Genomic DNA, 18,752 nt, shown 5'->3' on the forward strand with positions numbered 1-18,752 from the left:
TAGGCGTCAGTCCTTTGTAAGGACCTCAACCTTTAGAATACGCACTGGCTGCAACGGAAGGTTCCCCGCATCCACCTTTACGGCAGCAATGGAATCAACTACCTCCATTCCACTTACCACTTCTCCGAAAATGGTGTAATCACCGTCCAGTGAAGGTGTGCCGCCCAGCTCCATGTAGACACGCCGCTGCTCGTCAGAGAATCGAAACGGTGTATCTCTGGACCGATAATCGCGGCTGAAGAGTGTGTCAAGCAGTTGCTGGCTTTTCTTGAGGCCGGGCTCATACTGCCTGGCCTTAAGTGAGTCGCCGGAATAACGGGCTTCCTGATAAGCCATGATGGAATCTTTCAGGGGCTTGTGCTCTGGCTTTTCCATGTAGGCCATCAGGTACTTTTCCCAGGCCGCGCCCATGTGCTGGTCGTTCACATACTTCTCTATGTCGTCCAACTCCTGTGCTGTCAGCTTCTTGCCTTGAACAATGTAGAACTGCGAGCCAGACGAACGCCGCGTTGGATTGATCTGGTCAGGTTCGCGGGCAGCCCCCAATGCGCCACGCTTGTGAAAATACTGTGGCAGAACCTCGGCATCGATGAAATAGCCCGCACGTTCTACACCGAGAATCCCTTTGAAATTTGGATCCTTGCTGTTCGAGTCACCGGTTTGAATGACAAACTGCTGGATAACCCTGTGAAACAGCTGATTGTCATAATATCCCTTGCGCGCCAGTTTCAGAAAATTGTCGCGGTGTTTACCCGTTTCCTTGTAGAGGATGAGGCCAATATCGCCGTGGGTGGTTTTCAGAATCACGTCGGGCGAGGGTTGACAGGCCGAGGCCGTCAGCAGCATAATCAGCAGGCAGGCAAGAGCGCGAAGTTGGCGTAGCATACGGGGAAGTTGGTCACCAAAGTTTGGTAAAAACGATGGAAAAGACCAATGCCTATCTCAGCTCCAGGGTCTCCTCGAAATAGTCGCAGAGCATTTCCTGCAGAAAACGTGCCTGGGCAAAAACATCAAGTTCCGGCAGCGCCTTCACCAGTTCATAATGGGGCCAGCCATCCTGGTCGCGGTGCGAGAAACGATAATATCCTCTGCGCACCAGCAGGGTAGACATTCCCACGTGGATAAGGTCCTGCTTTTCCTGCTTGGTAAAATCCGAAGGCCCGAAGCCCAATTCGCGCATACCGATCAGCATGAGCATGGCCTCGGCATTGACGTGGCTTTTACCAAACTGGCCACGCAGATGATCCTGTACCCGTTGCCAGCGCGTATCACCACCAGCGGGCGTAGCTGATTCTTCAAAAGGGGGGAACGTAGTCACAGGGAGAGAACGGCCAACCCCTCAAGGAAAATTGCGTTGTACGCAGTGCTTCTGAAAGAGTTCTTCGCAATGGGTGTCGCCGAGATCGCGGGCGCGGCTCCAATCAGCACAAGCGGAGGTGAAATTCTGCTGTGCGTAGAAAGCAAGGCCGCGGCGGTAGTAGGCTTCAGCGATGTTGGGATTGATCTCGAGGGCACGAGAACAATCACGGATAATCTGACCAGGATTTTCCAGCCGCGCATTGATATAGGAACGGATCATCAGCGCCGGGACACTTTTTGGGTTGACAGCCAGAAGGGTATCGAGCAGTCGCATGGCAACAGGGAAACTGTCGCGGTCTGTGAAGATATCCGCAGCCCCCAGCAGGGCGGTCTGATTGCGGCTGTCCATCTTCAGAATAGCATTGTAAAGTTCCAGGGCCTGAAGGGTGTCTTTGCGTGCGCGGTGGAAATAAGCCAACTGCGTTCGGCTCTGGACTCTGTCCGGATAGGCGGCGTTGAGGACCTCGAGGTCGCGCATGGCAGCCGTGGTGTCTCCAATAGTGGCATACAACTCCGAGCGGTTGCTGAGGGCCTGTATATGCTTGGGATTCAGCTTCAGGGCCGCAGCATAGTCGGCAAAGGCGCGGTCCATCTGCGTGACCACGCTGTAGGTGTAGGCGCGGTTGTTAAAACTGTTGGGGTCTTCACCGTTCAGTTCAATGGCGCGGGTATAGTCTTCCAGGGCTTTCTCGTATTGACCAAGTCTCAGCAGCAGATTGCCTCGGTTGTTGTAAGCTGCGGCGTTGCTGGGGTTGTACTGGATGCTGAGGTCAAAATCGCGCATGGCATCTTCGTACTGTCGGGCAGTGTAGTAGTAGACAGCACGCGAGAAATAGGCAAAGTTGTTGGTGGGATCCAGCTTAAGAACAAAAGCGAAGTCTTCCAGTGCGCCCAGCGAATCGCCTTTCTGAATGCGGATGTTGGCGCGCATGGTGCGGGCGCTCAGATGTCGGGGATTAAGACGAAGCAGTGCGTTGAGATCAGCCATTGCCATATCCAACTCACCCAGTTCTACGTAACAACTGGCGCGGCTCTGATATGCTGATGCATACTGTTTGCTGATCTGGAGTGCTTTGGTGTAGTAATTAATGGCCTCGCGATAGTTTTTCAGCTTCTGAAATGCCTGGCCGTTGTTACCATAGGCACGGCTCTCTCGCGGATTGAGCGCAATCGCCCGGTTGTAATCCTGTATTGCCAGTTCTATTTCGCCGAGTTCATACAGCGCCTCACCGCGGCAGATGTAGGCCTGGTCGAGTTTGGGATCCAGAAGCACCGCCTTTTCAGCCTGTTCGTATGCCTGGCGATAGCGTGCTTCGGCGTTCAGGATGTTGGAGAGCGTCACATAAATGGGCGCTTCCTTGGGATTCAACTTAAGGGCAGCCTCGCAGTCGGCGCGCGCCGCCGCAAGGTTGCCCAAGCCGAAGTAAGCCGAGCTGCGTGCCACATAAGCATCGACATTGCGCCGGTCGCGGCGGAGCACCATATCAAAGTCCTGAATGGCTGCCAGATAGTCGCCGAGCTCTGCTTTAGCCGCACCTCGTATCAATAGCGACTCCTTCACGTTGTAGCCCTTTTGCACCGAGATATCCAGCGCCACAATCGCGCCTTTAAAGTCTGCCGATTCAAACAACGCCTTCCCCAAGCCAAAATGCTGGTCGAGGTACTGGGCGGGTGACAACAGCGGCAACCCACTCCACAGGAGCAACTGGAACAGGGAAAACAGAAAGAGCCGTCTGGACATCAGTCAGGAATTTACAATCCGTCAGTGCAGTGCGCAAAATCGTTAACATTGATTTGACACTTTTCAATCGATATTCAGCGAACAAATGCTCTACATGGACAAACCTCTGGTAAGGCCAGTGCGTGGACAGCCCCGCCTGACGAGCCATTTGGTGAGCGACGTAGGGCTGGACGAGCTGCATGCATTTGCCGAATCGTTGGGCATCAGTCGCCGAGGCTTTCACAACAAGCCAGGCATGCCCCATTATGACCTGATTGAGCCCTACATAGAGCGGGCACAGGATGCAGGAGCAAAACTGGTTTCTCCCAAAGAACTGGTGCGCATTCTACGCGGGCTGTATCCGACCGAACGCTAAAAGAGGCCTACATAGCCGATGTGTATTCGACCCCGGGCGGGCTGAAAGGGTGTCTGCTCCGACTGACCTATGGCATAACTGACCGAGATAATGCCTGCACCCGTCTCCAGTGTCAGTCCCAGGCCTACTCCTACCGGGTGCAGCACATATTGCTCCAGCACGGTGCGATGCTCGAGATAGCCATAATCGAGGAAGGCTGCGAGGTAAGAGTTCCGCTCCAGCAAGAGTCGATATTCCACTGTTGTGATCGAGTAGAAGCTGGCCTGAAACTGGTTTTCGTTGAACCCCCGCATCACCCTGCTGCCTCCCACAAAGGGCAGGTCGTTTAGAAAACGCTGCTGCATGTCGAGCCACCAGGTTCGATTGCCCAGCACCAGTACCTGACGCGGGCGCAAAGTGTAATACCAGAAGCCCTCGAACCGAAACTCGCGGCGGGGTTGACTGGCAACGATACGGTCGAACTCCAGGGAGTCGAGCTGCGGATTGCGCCGGACGGTCTTGTTACCGATAGCGGCTTCCAGCTCCAGGTATACTCCGCTGGTAGGGTTCAGGCGATAGTCCAGTGTCTGGTATACGATGCCCAAGCCTGTGGCAGTACTGGAACCATCCATGGCGGGTGGTGGGGGCCACTTCTGTGCACGAAAGGCGCGGCCTGCCTGTAGGCTGCTTTCGCGCGAGCGGAAGTAGGCCTTGAGCGCCAGTCGTGGCGAGAAATCCCAATAGGCAGCAGGCTCAAAACTGACTGACTGAAATACCGTATCCTGCTTCTGCAGCTCGAAACGTATTTCGGCACGGAGCGGAAGCCCCAGAATGGCTGGCTGCTGATAACGCAGATCTATCCTCCGTGAAGAACTAGGCAGCTCTTCGTACTTCAGTGCCAGTAACTCGCCCATCCGAAGGGCCGACACGAGCTGCAGGTCTACCAGCGCTGTGAACTGCCAATCGGCATTGCCGCCGCGCGGTGGCAACAGACCCACGATGGCATCAAAACGGTTGCTACGACGCTGAGTCAACGGAATAACAATGCGAGCCCCGGCACGGGACGAGTCGAAGGCAGCAGCCCCAACGCCGAGATTCCCTTCGGTGGGCCGGTAGCGAAACCCTACCTGTGGGGGTTTTACATCGCGGAAGTAAACGCTGCTGCCGAGTACCTGCGCGGCGGCGTCCACCTGCCGCTGGCGATAGAGGTCGCCCGGACGTATACCTATAAGCTGCTGCACCAACCGGGCGGGTTCGCGTACCTGTCCCTGCACACCCACTGAGTCTACCGTCACCAGAGGGCCCTGCTTCAGCTCGTACATGACACTGACCCGGAGGGTGGTGCTGTCTTGCTGCCGATAGCGAATGGTGGGCGGCAACAGCTGCGCAAATGGAAAGCCATTGTCGGCGTTAAGGCGCAGCAGCTGTTGTAGGTAGCGGTCTACCGCCTGCCACGACAGCGGGCGGGAAACAGGAGCTTCACCCGCCTCCAGCAGCCAACGCTCAGGGCAGTTCTGCACTGCAAGAGAATCCAGCAGGTATAGCCGCCCTGACTTATAGCGCACTATCAGTGAGTCGGCCGTACGACGCAGGCTGAGCAGAGTGGCTTCCGGATACCCTTCTTGATGCAGAAGCACAACAACAGTGACGGCTTTGGTCCTCAGCAGAGAGTCGGACGCCCGGACGTCCAGCTTGCGTAATTCCTGCTCGAGTCGGCGTTGCAAACGCTGACTGGGGGCACCCTCCACCCGAATGCCACTTTGCGCCCAGGCCCAAAGCCCGGTAGCCAGCCACAGCAGCAAAACAGACAGCACCCTCATTGGCTGCAAGTTCGCCATAAAAACAAACAGGCAACCAAGGTTGCCTGCTGTGTATGAGTTCTTCCTGTAAGGATTACCAACGGTAACCGCCCTCGTCGCCTTTGTTACTCATGAGGTAGGTGATGCCCACCATAAAGCCGACAGAGTACTGGCGGGTGATGCTTGTGCGAGGCCTATCGGTCTGGACCGGGAAGCGATAATTGTCGTAGTAGTTTACAAGGGTACCACCTGCAAAGGGGTCTCGCCACTGTACGCTCTTGTTTTCGGCATCGGTAAAGCCGAAGTCGGCACGGACACCTGTATTGAGCACCAGCGTTTTGCTGATGGCGAAGTCAATGCCAACACCGCCTGCCACACCTATGACGATGCCTCTGTACTTATCACCAGCGGACATGCCGAAGCCAGTGTAACTGACATCGAAGCCCTCAACCGTTTCGCGAACGCCCGTCTGAAAAGAAATCTGCGGGCCGATTGCAGCGCGAAAAACAGCTTTCTTCTTCACGCTGTTGTAGGTGAGGAAGATGGGCACTTTGATGTAGGTAACATCTACGGTGTAGTTGAGAAACCCATCTGGAAAGGTAGACCGGAGGTTTTCGGTAGACCGAAGAAGGTATTGCTGGGTAACGGGTGCGTAGAGGATGTTCATCTCTACCCCAAAGCGCTTGGCAAAACGGTAGCCAATGGAAAGCCCCGCAGCTGCCGAGGTAGAGGTTTGGGGCGAGATGATTCTGCTGTCGGCGTCGTCGCTGTTGAGCAGGCCGGTAAACTGGGGTATGATTCTGGCACCCAGACGAATCTGAGCCCAGGCGGGAGTAGCAAAGGCCAGCAGCAGAGGCAGGGCCAGCCAACGGAGTCGGTTCATGGCAGCGGTCAATCAGAGAGGAAGCAAACAGAATTCGCTAAATTCGGAAAAAACGGATTCACCACCGCTATCTTTTTTCTTCCTGTGTTACTGAGAATCAACCCCCAAAACCCTCAGGAGCGCCTCTTGAACCAGGCGGTGGAGGTGTTGCGCAACGGGGGTGTAATAATATACCCGACCGATACTGTCTATGGCCTTGGCTGCGACATCAAAAATCGCAAAGCCATGGAAGAAATCTGCCGCATCAAGGGAATCAAGCCCGAAACCGCCAATTTCGCCTGCATCTGTGAAAGCGTTGGCATCATCTCAGAATACGCAGTGCAGGTATCTACGCCTGTATACAAGCTGATGAAACAGGCGCTGCCTGGGCCCTACACCTTCATTCTGCGAGCCAGCAAGAATATTCCCCATTTCTTCCAGAGCAAGAAAAAAACCGTGGGCATACGGGTGGTAGACAACCATATTACCACTGAACTGGTGCGGCTGCTGGGCAATCCTATCCTGACGACCAGCCTGAAAGACGAAGACGAGATTATTGAATATGCTACCGACCCCGAACTGATCCACGAACGCTATGAGTCGCTGGGCGTGCGCTGTGTGATAGACGGCGGGCCGGGGGGGCTGGTGCCCAGTACCATACTGGACTGCTCGGAAGGGGAAGACAAAATCATTGTGGTGCGCGAGGGCCTTGGTCCGCTGGAGCCCTTGGGCATATCGTTGGAGGAATAGCGGCCAACAACGACTGCTGTAAACGAAATCAGCCTTCTGGGCCGTTAAACATCGCGCCATGAGTACACCCGACCGTCCACCCAAACTGGCAGGCGACCCCGGCGCCGAGCCTCAGGACCCTTCCCTGAAGCAATTGCGGCGCGACTTCAAGCGGGTAGCCAAGCCGCTGGCTCAAATCACCCGCCTGGCCATTGAGGGCGAAGCCACCACCCACCCGGTGTTTGTCGCCTCGGAACGGCCAGTTTCGGTGGGCCTCCCTGCACTGGCCGCCACCGACTACGACCTGCAATACAACTTCCGCATCGCGCCGCTGGAACAGATGGTAAAAGTGGGCCTGCTGGAAAAAGACGCTCTGACCGAGTTTCGTGATACCTGGGGTAACCCCATGGAGCGGGCCTGTATCCTGCTGATAGAGCCCGGTGGCGGCCGATTCGTCTTCATCGACTACCCCGACACCCTGCGGTAAGGTTTGCCTCTTGGCTGCTGCCTGCCAAGACGGTAGCTTTGCCGCGATGAAAATTTTCAACGACCCGGTGCACGGGTTCATTGAGGTGCCGCCCGGCCGCCTGCTGCGTATACTGGACCACCCAATTGTGCAGCGCCTGCGCCGCATCAAGCAGATGGGGGCCAGTTCGCTGGTGTATCCTGGTGGCGAACACACCCGGCTGAATCATGCGCTGGGGGCCATGCATCTGACACAACTGGCCCTGAGGGTGCTTCGGACTAAGGGCGCCGTCATTTCGCCTGAAGAAGAAGAAGCCACACTGGCCGCCATACTGCTGCACGATGTGGGTCACGGCCCTTTCAGCCACGCGCTGGAAAGCCTGCTGGTGCCTGGCGTTTCTCACGAACGGCTGTCGCTGGCGCTGATGAACCGACTGGCCGGCGAATTGGGCGACCCGCTGCCGCTGGCCATTCAGATTTTCACCGGCAGCTATCCCCGCCACTTTCTGCACCAGTTGGTGAGCAGCCAACTGGACATGGACCGCATGGACTATCTCTCGCGCGATTCGTTTTTCACGGGCGTGTCAGAAGGCATCGTGGGGGTAGACCGCATCATCAAAACGCTGGTGCTGCACACCGACTCCGAGGGCCGCGAAACACTGGCAGTGGAAGAAAAAGGCGCCTACTCCATCGAGAAGTTCCTGATAGCGCGCCGCCTGATGTACTGGCAGGTATACTTCCACAAGACAGCTCTTTCTGCCGAGACCATGTTCGGGCTGGTGGTAAAGCGCGCCCGCACGCTATTCCAGCAAGGAGCGGCCTTGGCCTGCCCCGACCCACTGCGCAGCTTTCTGCAGCTACCCGAGACACCTGCCCCCCAGCTGGATTCCGACCTGCTGGACGACTTCGTACTGCTGGACGACCATGACATCTACGGTGCCCTGAAGCTGTGGCGAAACACCAGCCTGTGCCCCGACCCTATTCTGCACGAACTGGCCACCCGCCTGCTGGACCGTCGCCTGCTGAAACTGCGCTACCGCCGCCAGCCCCTTACGCTTGAAGAACGTGCTGTCGCTGAACAGAAAGCGCGGGAAATGGGCTATACAGACGCCGCCCTGGCCTACTTTGTGCTTGACGGCTCTGTCCAGAACCAGGCATACAAACAGGAAGGCGACAGCGTCAGTATTCGTTACAAGGACGGCACCGTGCGCGACATTGTACAGGCCTCGGATCTATCGAATCTGGAGACGCTGGCCCAGCCTGTCACGAAATATTACCTGGCAACACCCTTCTGAAGAGACAATAGCCCTTTTCGGCCCCATTAACGCCGATTCACCAACTTGTTAACCGAAACTTAACGAGCGGGGCGAGAAGGGCAGCCCCCCCACAGCCTACCTTTGCGTTCCGTACTGTGTTACGGCCCCAAGCCCGTACCCATGCTTTTCCTCCGCGCTCTGTTTTCTGCCCTGCTAGCCCTGTCGCTGGCATCGTGTGCGCGTCAGGACGACAATTCGCTGAAGTTGAAGGGCAGCGACACCGTTCTGCCCATTGCCCAGCAACTGGCCGAAACCTACACAAACAACACTCCTCTGGCCGATATCTCTGTGACCGGTGGTGGTTCGGGTGTGGGCATTGCAGCGTTGATGGAAAACACCACTGACATCGCCATGGCCAGTCGCGACATCAAACTGGGAGAAAAACTGCGCCTCAAGGCACACAAAACACCTTTCCAGAAAGTCGCTATTGCCTATGATGCTCTGGCAGTGGTAGTGCACCCCAGCAACCCACTAAAGCAACTGACCCGCGAACAGCTGGAGCTCATTTATACCGGCAAGGCAAAAAACTGGAAGGAAGTAGGCGGTCCTGACCTCCAGATTGTGGTATACAGCCGCGAGAGCAGCTCGGGTACCCATGAGTTTTTCAAAGAGAAAGTAATGGACGGCCGCGAGTTTGCCCCTGACGTGCTGATGATGTCGGCCACGGGAGCGGTGATTCAGTCGGTAAGCCAAACTCCTGGTGCTATTGGGTACGTAGGTCTGGCCTACCTGAACCCTACTGTACAGGCACTATCTGTTTCTTACGACCAAGGCAAGACTTTTGTGGAGCCAACGCTCACCAACGCCCTGAACAAATCGTATCCGATTGTGCGTCCGCTCTTCTTCCTCTATCTTACCGAGAAGCAGAAGCGCGTGCAGCCCTTTCTGGACTATGTGTTCTCGGCCACCGGTCAGGAAATGGTGCGCCGCGAAGGGTTCATTCCGGTAACTGCCGACAGTTCGCTTACCGCCAAACCCGCCTGACCCCACCTCCATGAGCAAACAGCGTGCGAAGCTGACCACCCTGCTGGTGGAAGCACTCATCAAAACATCGGGTTGGGTAACCTCGGCAGTGGTGCTGCTGATTGTGTTTTTCCTCTTTCGCGAGGGCTTCGGGCTGTTTCAGTCGCCCCCAGTGAGCGAAGATCTGGTAATTGCCGTACACCCCGACAACCCCGTAGAGAAGCTGACCGCACGCGAAGTTCGTGCCCTCCATGAAAAGGAAATCACAAACTGGAAAGACCTCGGTGGACATGACGAAAAGGTTTTTCTGCTGAACCTGAACAACCTGGACAAGCACGTAAAGGAAAATGCGCTTGGGGCCGAATACGAGAATCTGGCGCGCGTGTTGGATTCACTGATGGCGCAACAGCCAGGAATTTTGATGGTGTTCCCGAGCGACTATCTGCCTGTTTCGGCTCGGCAGATTCAGCTGGACAACATATCTGTAAGCAGTTTTCTGGGCGGGACTGAATGGTATCCCACCGCCAACCCATCGCCAGAGTTTGGTGCACTGCCGCTTATTATGGGCACATTCTGGGTAACGCTGGGAGCCATCGCATTTGCACTCCCCTTGGGGCTGGCCATTGCCATTTATCTGGCTGAACTGGCCGACAAGCGACAGCATGCCATTCTGAAGCCCATGATCGAACTGCTGGCGGGCATACCGTCGGTGGTGTATGGCTTCTTTGGCCTGGTGGTAGTGGTGCCGCTGATCAAAGACCTCTTTGGCCTGTCGGTGGGTGAAACGGCCCTGACTGGCAGTCTGATGCTGGCGCTCATTTCGCTGCCAACCATCATCACCGTATCGGAAGACGCGCTGCGCGCCACCCCACGTGCTTTGAAAGAAGCAAGTCTGGCACTGGGCGCCACGCACTGGCAGACCATCACGAAAGTAACTGTGCCATATGCCATCAACGGCATTACCGCGGCTACCATTCTGGGGGTAGGGCGTGCCGTGGGCGAAACCATGACCGTGCTGATGGTAACGGGCAACGCCGCAGTGATTCCTTCCAGCTTTCTGGTACCTGTACGCACGCTTTCGGCCACTATCGCCGCCGAACTGGGCGAGGCCCCACAGGGTGGCCTGCACTACAAAGCACTTTTCATGGTAGGCTGCGTGCTGTTCATTGTAACTTTTACCTTCAACCTGTTGGCCAGCTACATTGCCGCGCGCAATCGCTTGGCCCGCAGCTAACCCTGTCGCAAGGACTCCGCCTGCATGAGCCTCCGCCAACGCAAACTCACCGAACGCTTCTTCTTCCTGCTCCTGCGGCTGGTAACGGCCAGCGTGGTGCTGGTGCTGATAGCCATACTGGGCTTCCTGCTGTGGAACGGGCTGGGTGCACTGTCCTGGGAGTTTCTGACAGCCATGCCCTCCAAGGGTATGCTGGCAGGTGGCATACTCTCTGCCATTATCGGCACCCTGCTGCTCACGCTTCTCAGCATTGGCATTGCCTTCCCCATCGGTCTGTTCTCTGGCATCTACCTTTCCATGTACACCACGCCGGGACCAGCCAAGCGTTTCATCGATATGATGACGAACAATCTGGCTGGCATTCCGAGTATCGTTTTCGGTTTGTTTGGCATGGCGGTGTTCGTCATCGGTTTCGGCTTTGGCGACAGCATTATCGCAGGTTCGCTTACGCTGGCCATCATGGTGCTGCCGGTCATTATCCGCACTACCGACGAAGCCATACAGGACGTCCCCTACGAGCTGCAACTGGCCAGTATCGGGCTGGGCGCCACCAAGTTTCAGACGATCTTCCGAGTCATACTTCCTGTTGCCTTCCCGCGCATCCTCACGGGCCTCATCCTGTCGGTAGGCCGTGTAGCTGGCGAAACAGCGCCCATTCTGTTCACCGTGGCGGCGTACTTCCTGCCGCGGCTGCCCCACTCGCTCTTCGATCAGGTGATGGCCCTGCCCTACCACCTGTACGTCATTTCCACCAGCGGCACCAACATCGAGAAAGCACGTCCCATGGCCTATGGCACGGCGGTAGTACTGGTGCTGCTGATTCTGCTGTTGAATCTGGCGGCTACGCTCATTCGCCGCCATTATGCCAAGAAGTTCCACCTGAACTGAGCCCTCCCTGCACGCATGTATAAACTAGAAGCACGCGACGCCCATCTGTTCTACGGCACCCACGAGGCGCTGAAGGGCATTTCGCTTGGCATCTCGCGCAATACGGTGACGGCCCTTATTGGCCCCTCAGGTTGTGGCAAATCCACTTTCCTGCGGCTGTTCAACCGCATGAACGACCTCATCCCCACCGCCCGCGTCACGGGCAGTATCCTGCTGGACAACGTAGACATCTACGGCAAAGACCAGGATGCAGTAGAACTGCGCAAGAAAGTGGGCATGGTGTTCCAGAAGCCCAACCCGTTCCCGAAGTCCATCTTCGAAAATGTGGCTTACGGCCTGCGCATCAACGGTGTAAAGGACGAAAAGTACATAGAGCAGCAGGTGGAAACCGCCCTGCATCATGCCGCCCTGTGGGACGAAGTGAAGGACGACCTGAAGAAGAGCGCACTGGCGCTTTCAGGAGGGCAGCAACAGCGACTGTGCATAGCCCGTGCGCTGGCAGTAGAACCCAGTGTACTGCTGATGGACGAACCCACCAGCGCGCTGGACCCCATCAGCACGGCCAAAATCGAGCAGCTGATTCACGAGCTGAAGACCAGCTACACCATCGTCATCGTGACCCACAACATGCAGCAGGCAGCCCGCGTGAGCGACCGCACGGCCTTCTTCTACATGGGGGAGCTGATTGAGTGCGACGACACCAAGAAGATTTTCACCAAGCCCTCGCAGCAGCAGACGCAGAACTACATCACAGGTCGTTTTGGCTGAGCCTGAGGAAAAAGTTTGCATCAGCCCGGTTTAACCGAACGATTACACGCCATATTTGCGCACACGATGATACGCCTTATCGAATCCGAGATCCGCGAGCTCAAGCACCGAGTGCTGGACATGGCGGAACTCGTGCGCCTGCAACTGGAAAATGCCTGTGTGGCCCTGAAAACCCAGGACCACAGTCTGGCGCAGCGCGTTATGGCACGTGAGGCGGAAATAGACGAGCTGGACAACAAAATCCACAAGCGCTGCGAACGCATCATTGCGCTGTACCAGCCTGTAGCCAATGACCTGCGGTTCGTGTTCTCAGTGCTGGAAATCAACGGCTACCTGGAGCAGATTGGTGACAATGTAACCGGTATTGTAAACAAGCTGCAGAAGTTTCAGCACCCGCTGGACCCACAACTCATTGCCGAGTTGCGTCTGGAAGAACTTCAACAACTGGTACGCGACATCCTGTACGAAACCCTGCGCGCGTTCTTCCGTGAGAGCAGTGCAGATGCCCGCGCCATATTCGCCAAAGACGACGCCATCGACGAAATCAACCGCGCAGCCTTTGACATTATCGTACAGCGCATACAACAGGACCCAGCCCGCACAGCAGACTACATCCACCTGCTGAATGTGGTGAAGGGCTTGGAGAAGATTGGCGACAACGCCGTAGCCATTGCCGAGGAAGCCCTCTTCCACACCGATGGTGAACTGTATCGGCACACCGACCTGAAGCACGCTCACCGTTCCAGCGACGGTGCAGGAGCCTGAGTGCCCGTTGGCATTTCGTTTACACAAAGCGACTGTTTTTTGCGGATGTTTGCAGCATGGGAAATGCCGCACTGCGCTTCTTCGTGCTCCTGAGCCGCCTCGTTGTAGGCCTCCTGTTTCTGGTGTCGGGCCTCATCAAGGTCAACGACCTGACGGGGTTCACCTATAAGCTGGAAGAGTACTTCCACGTGTTCTCGGCCCAACTGTGGGAGGGCTTTTCAGGCCTGTTGCCCTACAGCACTGGCATTGCGGCAGGCATTACCCTGCTGGAAGTGGCGCTGGCGCTGCTGCTGCTGCTGGGTCTGTGGCGCTGGTTCACCGTACTGCTGCTGCTCATCCTCATTGTGTTCTTCAGCCTGCTTACGGGCTTCTCGGCTGTCACCAACGCCGTTACCGACTGTGGCTGCTTTGGCGAGGTGCTGAAACTGACGCCCTGGCAGTCGTTCATCAAAGACGTAGTACTGCTGGTACTCATCCTGTTCCTCTATATCTACCGCGAGGAAATCGTACCCTTCCTGAAACGTAAGCCGGTGGTGCGTTACACGGCATTCCTTGGCAGTTTCCTGCTGACAGCCTTCCTCACCTGGTATTGCTACAACTACCTGCCGCTGAAGGACTTCTCCCCCTATGCCATTGGCCAGAACCTGAAGCACAACAGTACCACCTTTGGCCCCGAAGGCAACCTCATCGCGAAGGACTATATGCCATGGGGGCCCGACTGCCCCGTAGATGGTAAGTCCCAGGACGAATTCAGCGGACCCGTGCTGCTGGTGGTAGCCTATGACATCAACACCGCTGACGCCGAAGCCCTGAACGCAGCCGGGCAGCTGGCCCAGAGCCTCAAAGCCGCAGGCATCCCCACCATGGGCGGCACGGCATCTGGCGCCGATGGGCAGAAAAAAGCTGCAGAACTGGGGGCCAACTTCTGCTGGACGGCACAGGACGTAACGGTACTGAAGACGATGGTACGCAGCAATCCGGGCTTCCTGCTGCTGAAAGATGGCACCGTAGTGGGCAAATGGCACTACAGCGACCTGCCTACCGCTGCCGAGGTGCAGGCCAAGCTGAAGTAAGCACGGAACCTGCCGTCGTTTTCTGCTGCGCCAGGTTGTGGCCGGGCGGCGGCATGCGGCGCAGGAAGGCAAAGCCGTTCTTCACGTAAAGCAGCTCCAGTTCGGGGATGTCGCGGTAGTTGGGCAGGTCCTGAATCTTCACCGAGAAGTACGCGGGTGCGTCTATCTGGCCATACAGCAGCCACTTGTTGTAGTCGGTACCCTCTTTGATGCCCGCAGAAGCAGGGCTGTACTGCGGCCTGATCTGCGCATAAAACAGGTGGGCGTAGCTCTTGTATTCCAGCGTGGTGACATAGCAGTCGCAGCCTTGCAGCCCCTCGAAGAACTCGACCGCGGCTCGCTGGCTGTAGCCCTCGATACGGGGCACCAGCACGGGCAGCAGCAGGTTGAGCGTGAAGGCCGTACCTGCAAACAGGGTGACCGCAGCCCGCTGGATGAGCCCTTTGCGCACAAACCACAGGGCCAGCAGGATTACCGCCAGATGCGTAAGCCCTACCCCATACTCCAGCCCAGACCAATGAACGTCGGCCTGGAGATTGCCCGCCGTGAAGGGGTCGTTTTTCAGCAGACTGGCAATCCACTTGGCGTTCATGCCCACCCAAGGCAGCACCAGAATGGCCAGCAGCAGCACGCCCCCCACCCCGAGGAGGGTGCGGGTAAGCCACTTTGGCCACTTCTCACCTTCAAACATCAGGCGGTGCAGATACCACGCGCCCAAATAGGCCACCGGGAAGTAGGCCAGCGAACTGTAGTGCACAATCTTGGTCTTCACCAGTGTGAACACCACCAGTACCACCAGCATCAGCAGCGCCATCCAGCGGAGGAAGGACTCGCGGCCAGGCAGCTCGGGAGCAAACTTGTCGCCCGGCAACAGGAAGCGGCGGCGCAGCGCCCCGAACACGAAAGCCGAAACAGGGAAGCAGCCCACCAGCACTACCACCCAGTGATACCAGAAGGGCTGTTCGTGGCCAGCATCGCCAGTAGTGAGCAGGCGAATCTGGTAGGTAACGAACTCCTGCATGAACCACGGCCCATTGGTGACGAGGTCATACCCAAACCACAGCAGCGAGGTAGCCAACGCCACAATGGCGTACAGCGGCCCCTGCCAGTATGGGAACGGCATGCGGCCCCAGCACAGCACCCACACGGCAAACCATGTGAGGGCTGGCAGCAACAATCCTACAGGGCCTTTGGTCAGCATAGCAAGCCCTATGGCCAGCCCACCCCAGAGGATATGGCGCAGGCGCTCGGTGCCCTTGGGGATGTACACAAACTCGGTGGCATCGGTGGGGCGATAGTATTCGGCCAGTTGCCACACCCCCATGAAGATGAAGAGGTTGAAGAGCGGGTCGATGATACCAGAGCGGAAGTAGAAGTGCGGCAGGAAGCTGCACAGGTACACAAGGCTCCAGAGCAGGCCCAGCCTGCGGCCACCGAAGCGAGTGCCAACATGCACCAGCAGCATAGCCGTGGCAATGCCGCAAAGGGCATTGGGCAAGCGGGCGGCATACTCGTTCACCCCAAATACCTTCATGGACAGCGCCTGCGCCCAGATGAACAGCGGCGGCTTTTCCCAGAACGGCTGGTAGTTGATGTGGACGCGCTGCCAGTCGCCCAGCACCAGCATCTCGCGGGCGGCTTCAGCGAAGTTGATTTCGTCCCAGTCGAAGAGGTGCACATTGCCCAGAAACGGCAGCAGGATAACTGCGGCAAACAGGCCCACGAGCGTGTAGAGCTTACGTGCGGGCTGGGCCTCCAGCCACTCGATGAGACGAAAATCGCGCATAGGGCGCAATATCGGCAAAGGGCGCGCTGGGTCAGCGGTTGCCGGCGGGGTTCTGCAGTTTCCTGAGCAGTTCCTGCCGGGTCATGGCTTCCAGCTGCACATGGTTGCCCAGCTTGCTGATGGCTGGGATAAGCAGCAGCCGGCGCATGTACAGGGCGGCCTCCAGATGCTGAATCGGGAAATCATTAATCTGCGCCGGGTAAGCGTACAGCTTGGCAATTTTTGCGAGATAGTCCTCCAGGGGCTTCCCGTCCACCCGCAGCTTCAACCGTTGGAGGTCTTCCACATGCACTACGCCCAGCGTTGTGCGCTGCAAAGCCGAATCGCGGCTGGGGTCATACCAGATGATTTGCAGCGACTCGGGTTCGAAGCTGACCGCATCCGCCATCGGGGGCGGTGGCTGGCGCCATGTGCCTTCTACCATGATTCCTGCTACACCATAACTCCAGTCCAGCTTGCCGGGCTTGCCCCGGGCATTCTCCGGCGGTGCCGAGGGGTGGTTGGCGACATCGCGCAGCACGGCATCCTTGGGCATGCGTGTGGGTTGGTTGCTGTAGTACACAGGCACTTTGCCGCTCACCAGCGCCTGCATCAACGGCGAGGCAATGCTTTCAAAGAGCAGGCGATTCTGAACCATACGCTCCGATAGGTCGGGCAGCAGGCCGGGAAGGTGGTTGCCAGGCTGGAGGTCGCGGGGAATGACCCAACGCACCCTGCGCATGTGGCCGATGCGACTTATGGGAAGCGTATGTTCATGGCTTCCATTCACTGAACGATTGAAGTAATCTGAGAACAGCACCTCTGCAGCTCCAAGCCCCGGCATGCCGTGGTAGTCCACATTCAAGCCATATAGATTCAGCACTTTGGCGTCTCTGAAGTAGCCAAAATCCCTGAGCCGGTGGGTGGCCCGATATACTGGTATGGGGTCGGTGGCGCGCAGCATCACCACCTCCAGCAGCAGCGGGCGTTCCTGCACCAGATAGGCGCGCAGGCGGATGGAGTAGTCGGAAGCATGGGGCGTTTCGGGCACCCAGGGCTTGCGGCTGCGGGCCAGCGTGCGCCACGGGCTGATGCGGGCTTTTACAACCTCGCGGGAAGCCAGCGAGACGGTATCTGTCCCGAGTAGTACGGGCAGTTTGCCGCTGTAGACAGCATCGCTGTAGGCTTTGCCAAAAGGCTGGTCCAAACCTTCGAGCCGGAAGGTATAGGGGTAATGGGTTGTGAAGGTAGTGTCGTCGGTGTAGCCGGAGGGGGCGTAAGGCACCAACTCGACCCAGCGGCCTGCTGGAAGCTGGGCAAAGGCGACTGGCATCACCGCCAGACACCACAGGCCCAGCGAAACAAGGAAACGGCAGAACATGCGAAACGCGGGGGTTGTCCGAAAGGGTTAACTTGCAGCCCAGAAACAACCATAATATGCAAAACTCTACAGCAAAGCCACTGCCGCCTGCTGCCGAATACCGCGGAGCCGCCCGCATCGGAGCACTGGCCGAGAGCGCCACGCTGGCGCTGGCCAAGAAAGTGCGGGAGATGAATGCTGCTGGCAAAAACGTGCTTTCGCTGACGTTGGGCGAGCCCGATTTTGATACTCCTGATTTTATCCGCGAAGCCGCCACGGTGGCCATTCGCGAGGGCGATACACACTACCCGCCCGTAGCGGGTACCCCAGCCCTGCGCGAAGCCTGCGCAGCCAAGTTCCGTGCCAACGGCATTGCCTCGGAAGCCGCCAACATCGTGGTGTCTACGGGTGCCAAGCAGAGCATTCTGAACCTGCTGATGGCCCTGATAGAGCCCGGGGATGAAGTGATTCTGCTGGCCCCCTACTGGGTGAGCTACAACCCCATGGTGCGCATGGCCGAAGGTGTGCCCGTCATTGTAGACTGCAAAGCTGAAAACGGGCTGAAAGCCACGCCTGCCCAGCTGGAAGCGGCCATCACGCCCCGTACCCGTGCCATCCTCTTCAACTCACCCTCCAATCCCCACGGCGCGGTTTATAGCGAAGCCGAGGTGCGCGCACTGGTGGCAGTGCTGGAGCGGCATCCGCAGGTGTTCGTCATCTCCGACGAGATTTACGAGCACATGAACTACACCGGGCAGCCGCACTTCAGCATCGGCGCGGTGCCCAGCATGAAAGACCGCGTGGCTACGGTCAACGGCATGTCGAAAGGCTACGCCATGACGGGCTGGCGTCTGGGCTACTGCACAGCGCCGCTGTGGCTGGCACAGGCCGCCGAGAAGTATCAGGGCCAGGTGACCAGTGGAGCCAGCAGCATATCGCAACGTGCCGCACTGGCCGCCCTCACTGGCGACCTCGCCCCCACCAAAGCCATGGTGGCCGAGTTTCACCGCCGCCGCGACCTTCTCTGTGCCATCATTCGCGAGCAGATACCCCAGTGGAAGTTTGACGTGCCCCCGGGCGCCTTCTACCTCTACCCGGACGTCTCGGCTGACTTCGGCAAGACGAGCCCCGATGGCAAGCAGCTCATCTCCTGCGACGACATCGCCATGTACCTGCTGGAAACCGGCCGTGTATCGGTGGTGCCCGGCTCGGCGTTCGGCACCGATGCCCATGTGCGCCTGTCGTATGCCAGTTCGGAGCAGGACCTGCGCGAAGCCGTTCGCCGTATGGCCGAAGCCCTGAAGCAACTGAAATAACCCTCCCGTCTCTTA

At 57.7% G+C, this 18,752-nt stretch carries 18 protein-coding genes; 11 read left to right on the plus strand and 7 right to left on the minus strand.

From position 1 onward, the window contains the following. Positions 1–6: 6 nt before the first annotated feature. Genes AC2D8O_RS11445 through AC2D8O_RS11455 form a run of 3 tightly spaced genes read right to left on the minus strand, consistent with a single transcriptional unit; the run spans position 7 to position 3,100 of the window. The gene (locus AC2D8O_RS11445) at positions 7–885 is read right to left on the minus strand and encodes a peptidylprolyl isomerase (RefSeq protein ID WP_484678956.1); all 879 of its coding nucleotides are present in this window, start codon (positions 883–885) and stop codon (positions 7–9) included. A gap of 52 nt (positions 886–937) precedes the next feature. Then, positions 938–1,318 (minus strand): hypothetical protein, encoded by a 381-nt coding sequence (locus tag AC2D8O_RS11450; RefSeq protein ID WP_484678957.1) that lies wholly within the window; start codon positions 1,316–1,318, stop codon positions 938–940. 21 nt (positions 1,319–1,339) lie between these two features. Beyond that, positions 1,340–3,100, minus strand: a complete 1,761-nt coding sequence (locus tag AC2D8O_RS11455) for a tetratricopeptide repeat protein (RefSeq protein WP_484678958.1) — start codon at positions 3,098–3,100, stop codon at positions 1,340–1,342. 94 nt (positions 3,101–3,194) lie between these two features. On the opposite strand from AC2D8O_RS11455, the gene AC2D8O_RS11460 reads away from it, so the two are divergent. After that, positions 3,195–3,455: a DUF4031 domain-containing protein gene (locus tag AC2D8O_RS11460; protein ID WP_484678959.1), complete on the plus strand. Its 261-nt coding sequence runs from the start codon at positions 3,195–3,197 to the stop codon at positions 3,453–3,455. On the opposite strand, the gene AC2D8O_RS11465 is transcribed toward AC2D8O_RS11460, so the two are convergent. Further along, the gene (locus AC2D8O_RS11465) at positions 3,452–5,254 is read right to left on the minus strand and encodes a BamA/TamA family outer membrane protein (protein ID WP_484678960.1); all 1,803 of its coding nucleotides are present in this window, start codon (positions 5,252–5,254) and stop codon (positions 3,452–3,454) included. The two genes, AC2D8O_RS11460 and AC2D8O_RS11465, sit on opposite strands and share 4 nt — an antisense overlap. 73 nt (positions 5,255–5,327) lie before the next feature. After that, positions 5,328–6,116, minus strand: a complete 789-nt coding sequence (locus AC2D8O_RS11470) for a porin family protein (RefSeq protein ID WP_484678961.1) — start codon at positions 6,114–6,116, stop codon at positions 5,328–5,330. A gap of 84 nt (positions 6,117–6,200) precedes the next feature. Here AC2D8O_RS11470 and AC2D8O_RS11475 point away from each other — a divergent pair, with 84 nt between their 5' ends. From AC2D8O_RS11475 to AC2D8O_RS11515, 9 genes are all read left to right on the plus strand, one after another. Further along, positions 6,201–6,845, plus strand: coding sequence for an L-threonylcarbamoyladenylate synthase (locus AC2D8O_RS11475; protein ID WP_484678962.1), 645 nt, complete (start codon positions 6,201–6,203; stop codon positions 6,843–6,845). 58 nt (positions 6,846–6,903) lie between these two features. Then, positions 6,904–7,311, plus strand: a complete 408-nt coding sequence (locus AC2D8O_RS11480; RefSeq protein WP_484678963.1) for a hypothetical protein — start codon at positions 6,904–6,906, stop codon at positions 7,309–7,311. 46 nt (positions 7,312–7,357) lie between these two features. Beyond that, positions 7,358–8,584 carry an HD domain-containing protein gene (locus AC2D8O_RS11485; RefSeq protein ID WP_484678964.1) on the plus strand — a complete coding sequence of 409 codons (1,227 nt, stop codon included), beginning with the start codon at positions 7,358–7,360 and terminating at the stop codon, positions 8,582–8,584. A 141-nt stretch (positions 8,585–8,725) separates the two neighbouring features. Next, complete coding sequence (locus AC2D8O_RS11490) at positions 8,726–9,589, plus strand: phosphate ABC transporter substrate-binding protein (RefSeq protein ID WP_484678965.1); 864 nt, start codon at positions 8,726–8,728, stop codon at positions 9,587–9,589. 10 nt (positions 9,590–9,599) lie between these two features. Beyond that, complete coding sequence (gene pstC, locus AC2D8O_RS11495; RefSeq protein WP_484678966.1) at positions 9,600–10,802, plus strand: phosphate ABC transporter permease subunit PstC; 1,203 nt, start codon at positions 9,600–9,602, stop codon at positions 10,800–10,802. Positions 10,803–10,826: 24 nt separating this feature from the next. Then, complete coding sequence (gene pstA, locus AC2D8O_RS11500; RefSeq protein WP_484678967.1) at positions 10,827–11,690, plus strand: phosphate ABC transporter permease PstA; 864 nt, start codon at positions 10,827–10,829, stop codon at positions 11,688–11,690. Between the two features lie 15 nt (positions 11,691–11,705). After that, positions 11,706–12,458, plus strand: coding sequence for a phosphate ABC transporter ATP-binding protein PstB (gene pstB / locus AC2D8O_RS11505; RefSeq protein ID WP_484678968.1), 753 nt, complete (start codon positions 11,706–11,708; stop codon positions 12,456–12,458). A gap of 66 nt (positions 12,459–12,524) precedes the next feature. Further along, positions 12,525–13,223 carry a phosphate signaling complex protein PhoU gene (gene phoU / locus AC2D8O_RS11510; protein WP_484678969.1) on the plus strand — a complete coding sequence of 233 codons (699 nt, stop codon included), beginning with the start codon at positions 12,525–12,527 and terminating at the stop codon, positions 13,221–13,223. 56 nt (positions 13,224–13,279) lie between these two features. After that, positions 13,280–14,296 (plus strand): MauE/DoxX family redox-associated membrane protein, encoded by a 1,017-nt coding sequence (locus AC2D8O_RS11515; RefSeq protein WP_484678970.1) that lies wholly within the window; start codon positions 13,280–13,282, stop codon positions 14,294–14,296. Here the strand turns inward: AC2D8O_RS11515 and AC2D8O_RS11520 are convergent. Then, positions 14,262–16,082, minus strand: coding sequence for an ArnT family glycosyltransferase (locus AC2D8O_RS11520; RefSeq protein WP_484678971.1), 1,821 nt, complete (start codon positions 16,080–16,082; stop codon positions 14,262–14,264). The genes AC2D8O_RS11515 and AC2D8O_RS11520 overlap by 35 nt on opposite strands. A 31-nt stretch (positions 16,083–16,113) precedes the next feature. Continuing rightward, positions 16,114–17,442 (minus strand): hypothetical protein, encoded by a 1,329-nt coding sequence (locus AC2D8O_RS11525; RefSeq protein ID WP_484678972.1) that lies wholly within the window; start codon positions 17,440–17,442, stop codon positions 16,114–16,116. 56 nt (positions 17,443–17,498) lie between these two features. Here AC2D8O_RS11525 and AC2D8O_RS11530 point away from each other — a divergent pair, with 56 nt between their 5' ends. Further along, positions 17,499–18,737, plus strand: a complete 1,239-nt coding sequence (locus AC2D8O_RS11530; RefSeq protein WP_484678973.1) for a pyridoxal phosphate-dependent aminotransferase — start codon at positions 17,499–17,501, stop codon at positions 18,735–18,737. Positions 18,738–18,752: the final 15 nt, after the last annotated feature.

Source organism: Pontibacter sp. T17 (assembly GCF_057219875.1).

What these genes read in the sequence shown, in the direction of transcription:
- pstA (WP_484678967.1), top strand. Translation starts at nt 10,827, where the DNA reads ATGAGCCTCCGCCAACGCAAACTCACCGAACGCTTCTTCTTCCTGCTC.
- AC2D8O_RS11470 (WP_484678961.1), bottom strand. Translation starts at nt 6,116, where the DNA reads ATGAACCGACTCCGTTGGCTGGCCCTGCCTCTGCTGCTGGCCTTTGCT.
- AC2D8O_RS11525 (WP_484678972.1), bottom strand. Translation starts at nt 17,442, where the DNA reads ATGTTCTGCCGTTTCCTTGTTTCGCTGGGCCTGTGGTGTCTGGCGGTG.
- AC2D8O_RS11490 (WP_484678965.1), top strand. Translation starts at nt 8,726, where the DNA reads ATGCTTTTCCTCCGCGCTCTGTTTTCTGCCCTGCTAGCCCTGTCGCTG.
- phoU (WP_484678969.1), top strand. Translation starts at nt 12,525, where the DNA reads ATGATACGCCTTATCGAATCCGAGATCCGCGAGCTCAAGCACCGAGTG.
- pstC (WP_484678966.1), top strand. Translation starts at nt 9,600, where the DNA reads ATGAGCAAACAGCGTGCGAAGCTGACCACCCTGCTGGTGGAAGCACTC.
- AC2D8O_RS11515 (WP_484678970.1), top strand. Translation starts at nt 13,280, where the DNA reads ATGGGAAATGCCGCACTGCGCTTCTTCGTGCTCCTGAGCCGCCTCGTT.
- pstB (WP_484678968.1), top strand. Translation starts at nt 11,706, where the DNA reads ATGTATAAACTAGAAGCACGCGACGCCCATCTGTTCTACGGCACCCAC.
- AC2D8O_RS11480 (WP_484678963.1), top strand. Translation starts at nt 6,904, where the DNA reads ATGAGTACACCCGACCGTCCACCCAAACTGGCAGGCGACCCCGGCGCC.
- AC2D8O_RS11460 (WP_484678959.1), top strand. Translation starts at nt 3,195, where the DNA reads ATGGACAAACCTCTGGTAAGGCCAGTGCGTGGACAGCCCCGCCTGACG.
- AC2D8O_RS11465 (WP_484678960.1), bottom strand. Translation starts at nt 5,254, where the DNA reads ATGAGGGTGCTGTCTGTTTTGCTGCTGTGGCTGGCTACCGGGCTTTGG.
- AC2D8O_RS11485 (WP_484678964.1), top strand. Translation starts at nt 7,358, where the DNA reads ATGAAAATTTTCAACGACCCGGTGCACGGGTTCATTGAGGTGCCGCCC.
- AC2D8O_RS11455 (WP_484678958.1), bottom strand. Translation starts at nt 3,100, where the DNA reads ATGTCCAGACGGCTCTTTCTGTTTTCCCTGTTCCAGTTGCTCCTGTGG.
- AC2D8O_RS11445 (WP_484678956.1), bottom strand. Translation starts at nt 885, where the DNA reads ATGCTACGCCAACTTCGCGCTCTTGCCTGCCTGCTGATTATGCTGCTG.
- AC2D8O_RS11520 (WP_484678971.1), bottom strand. Translation starts at nt 16,082, where the DNA reads ATGCGCGATTTTCGTCTCATCGAGTGGCTGGAGGCCCAGCCCGCACGT.
- AC2D8O_RS11530 (WP_484678973.1), top strand. Translation starts at nt 17,499, where the DNA reads ATGCAAAACTCTACAGCAAAGCCACTGCCGCCTGCTGCCGAATACCGC.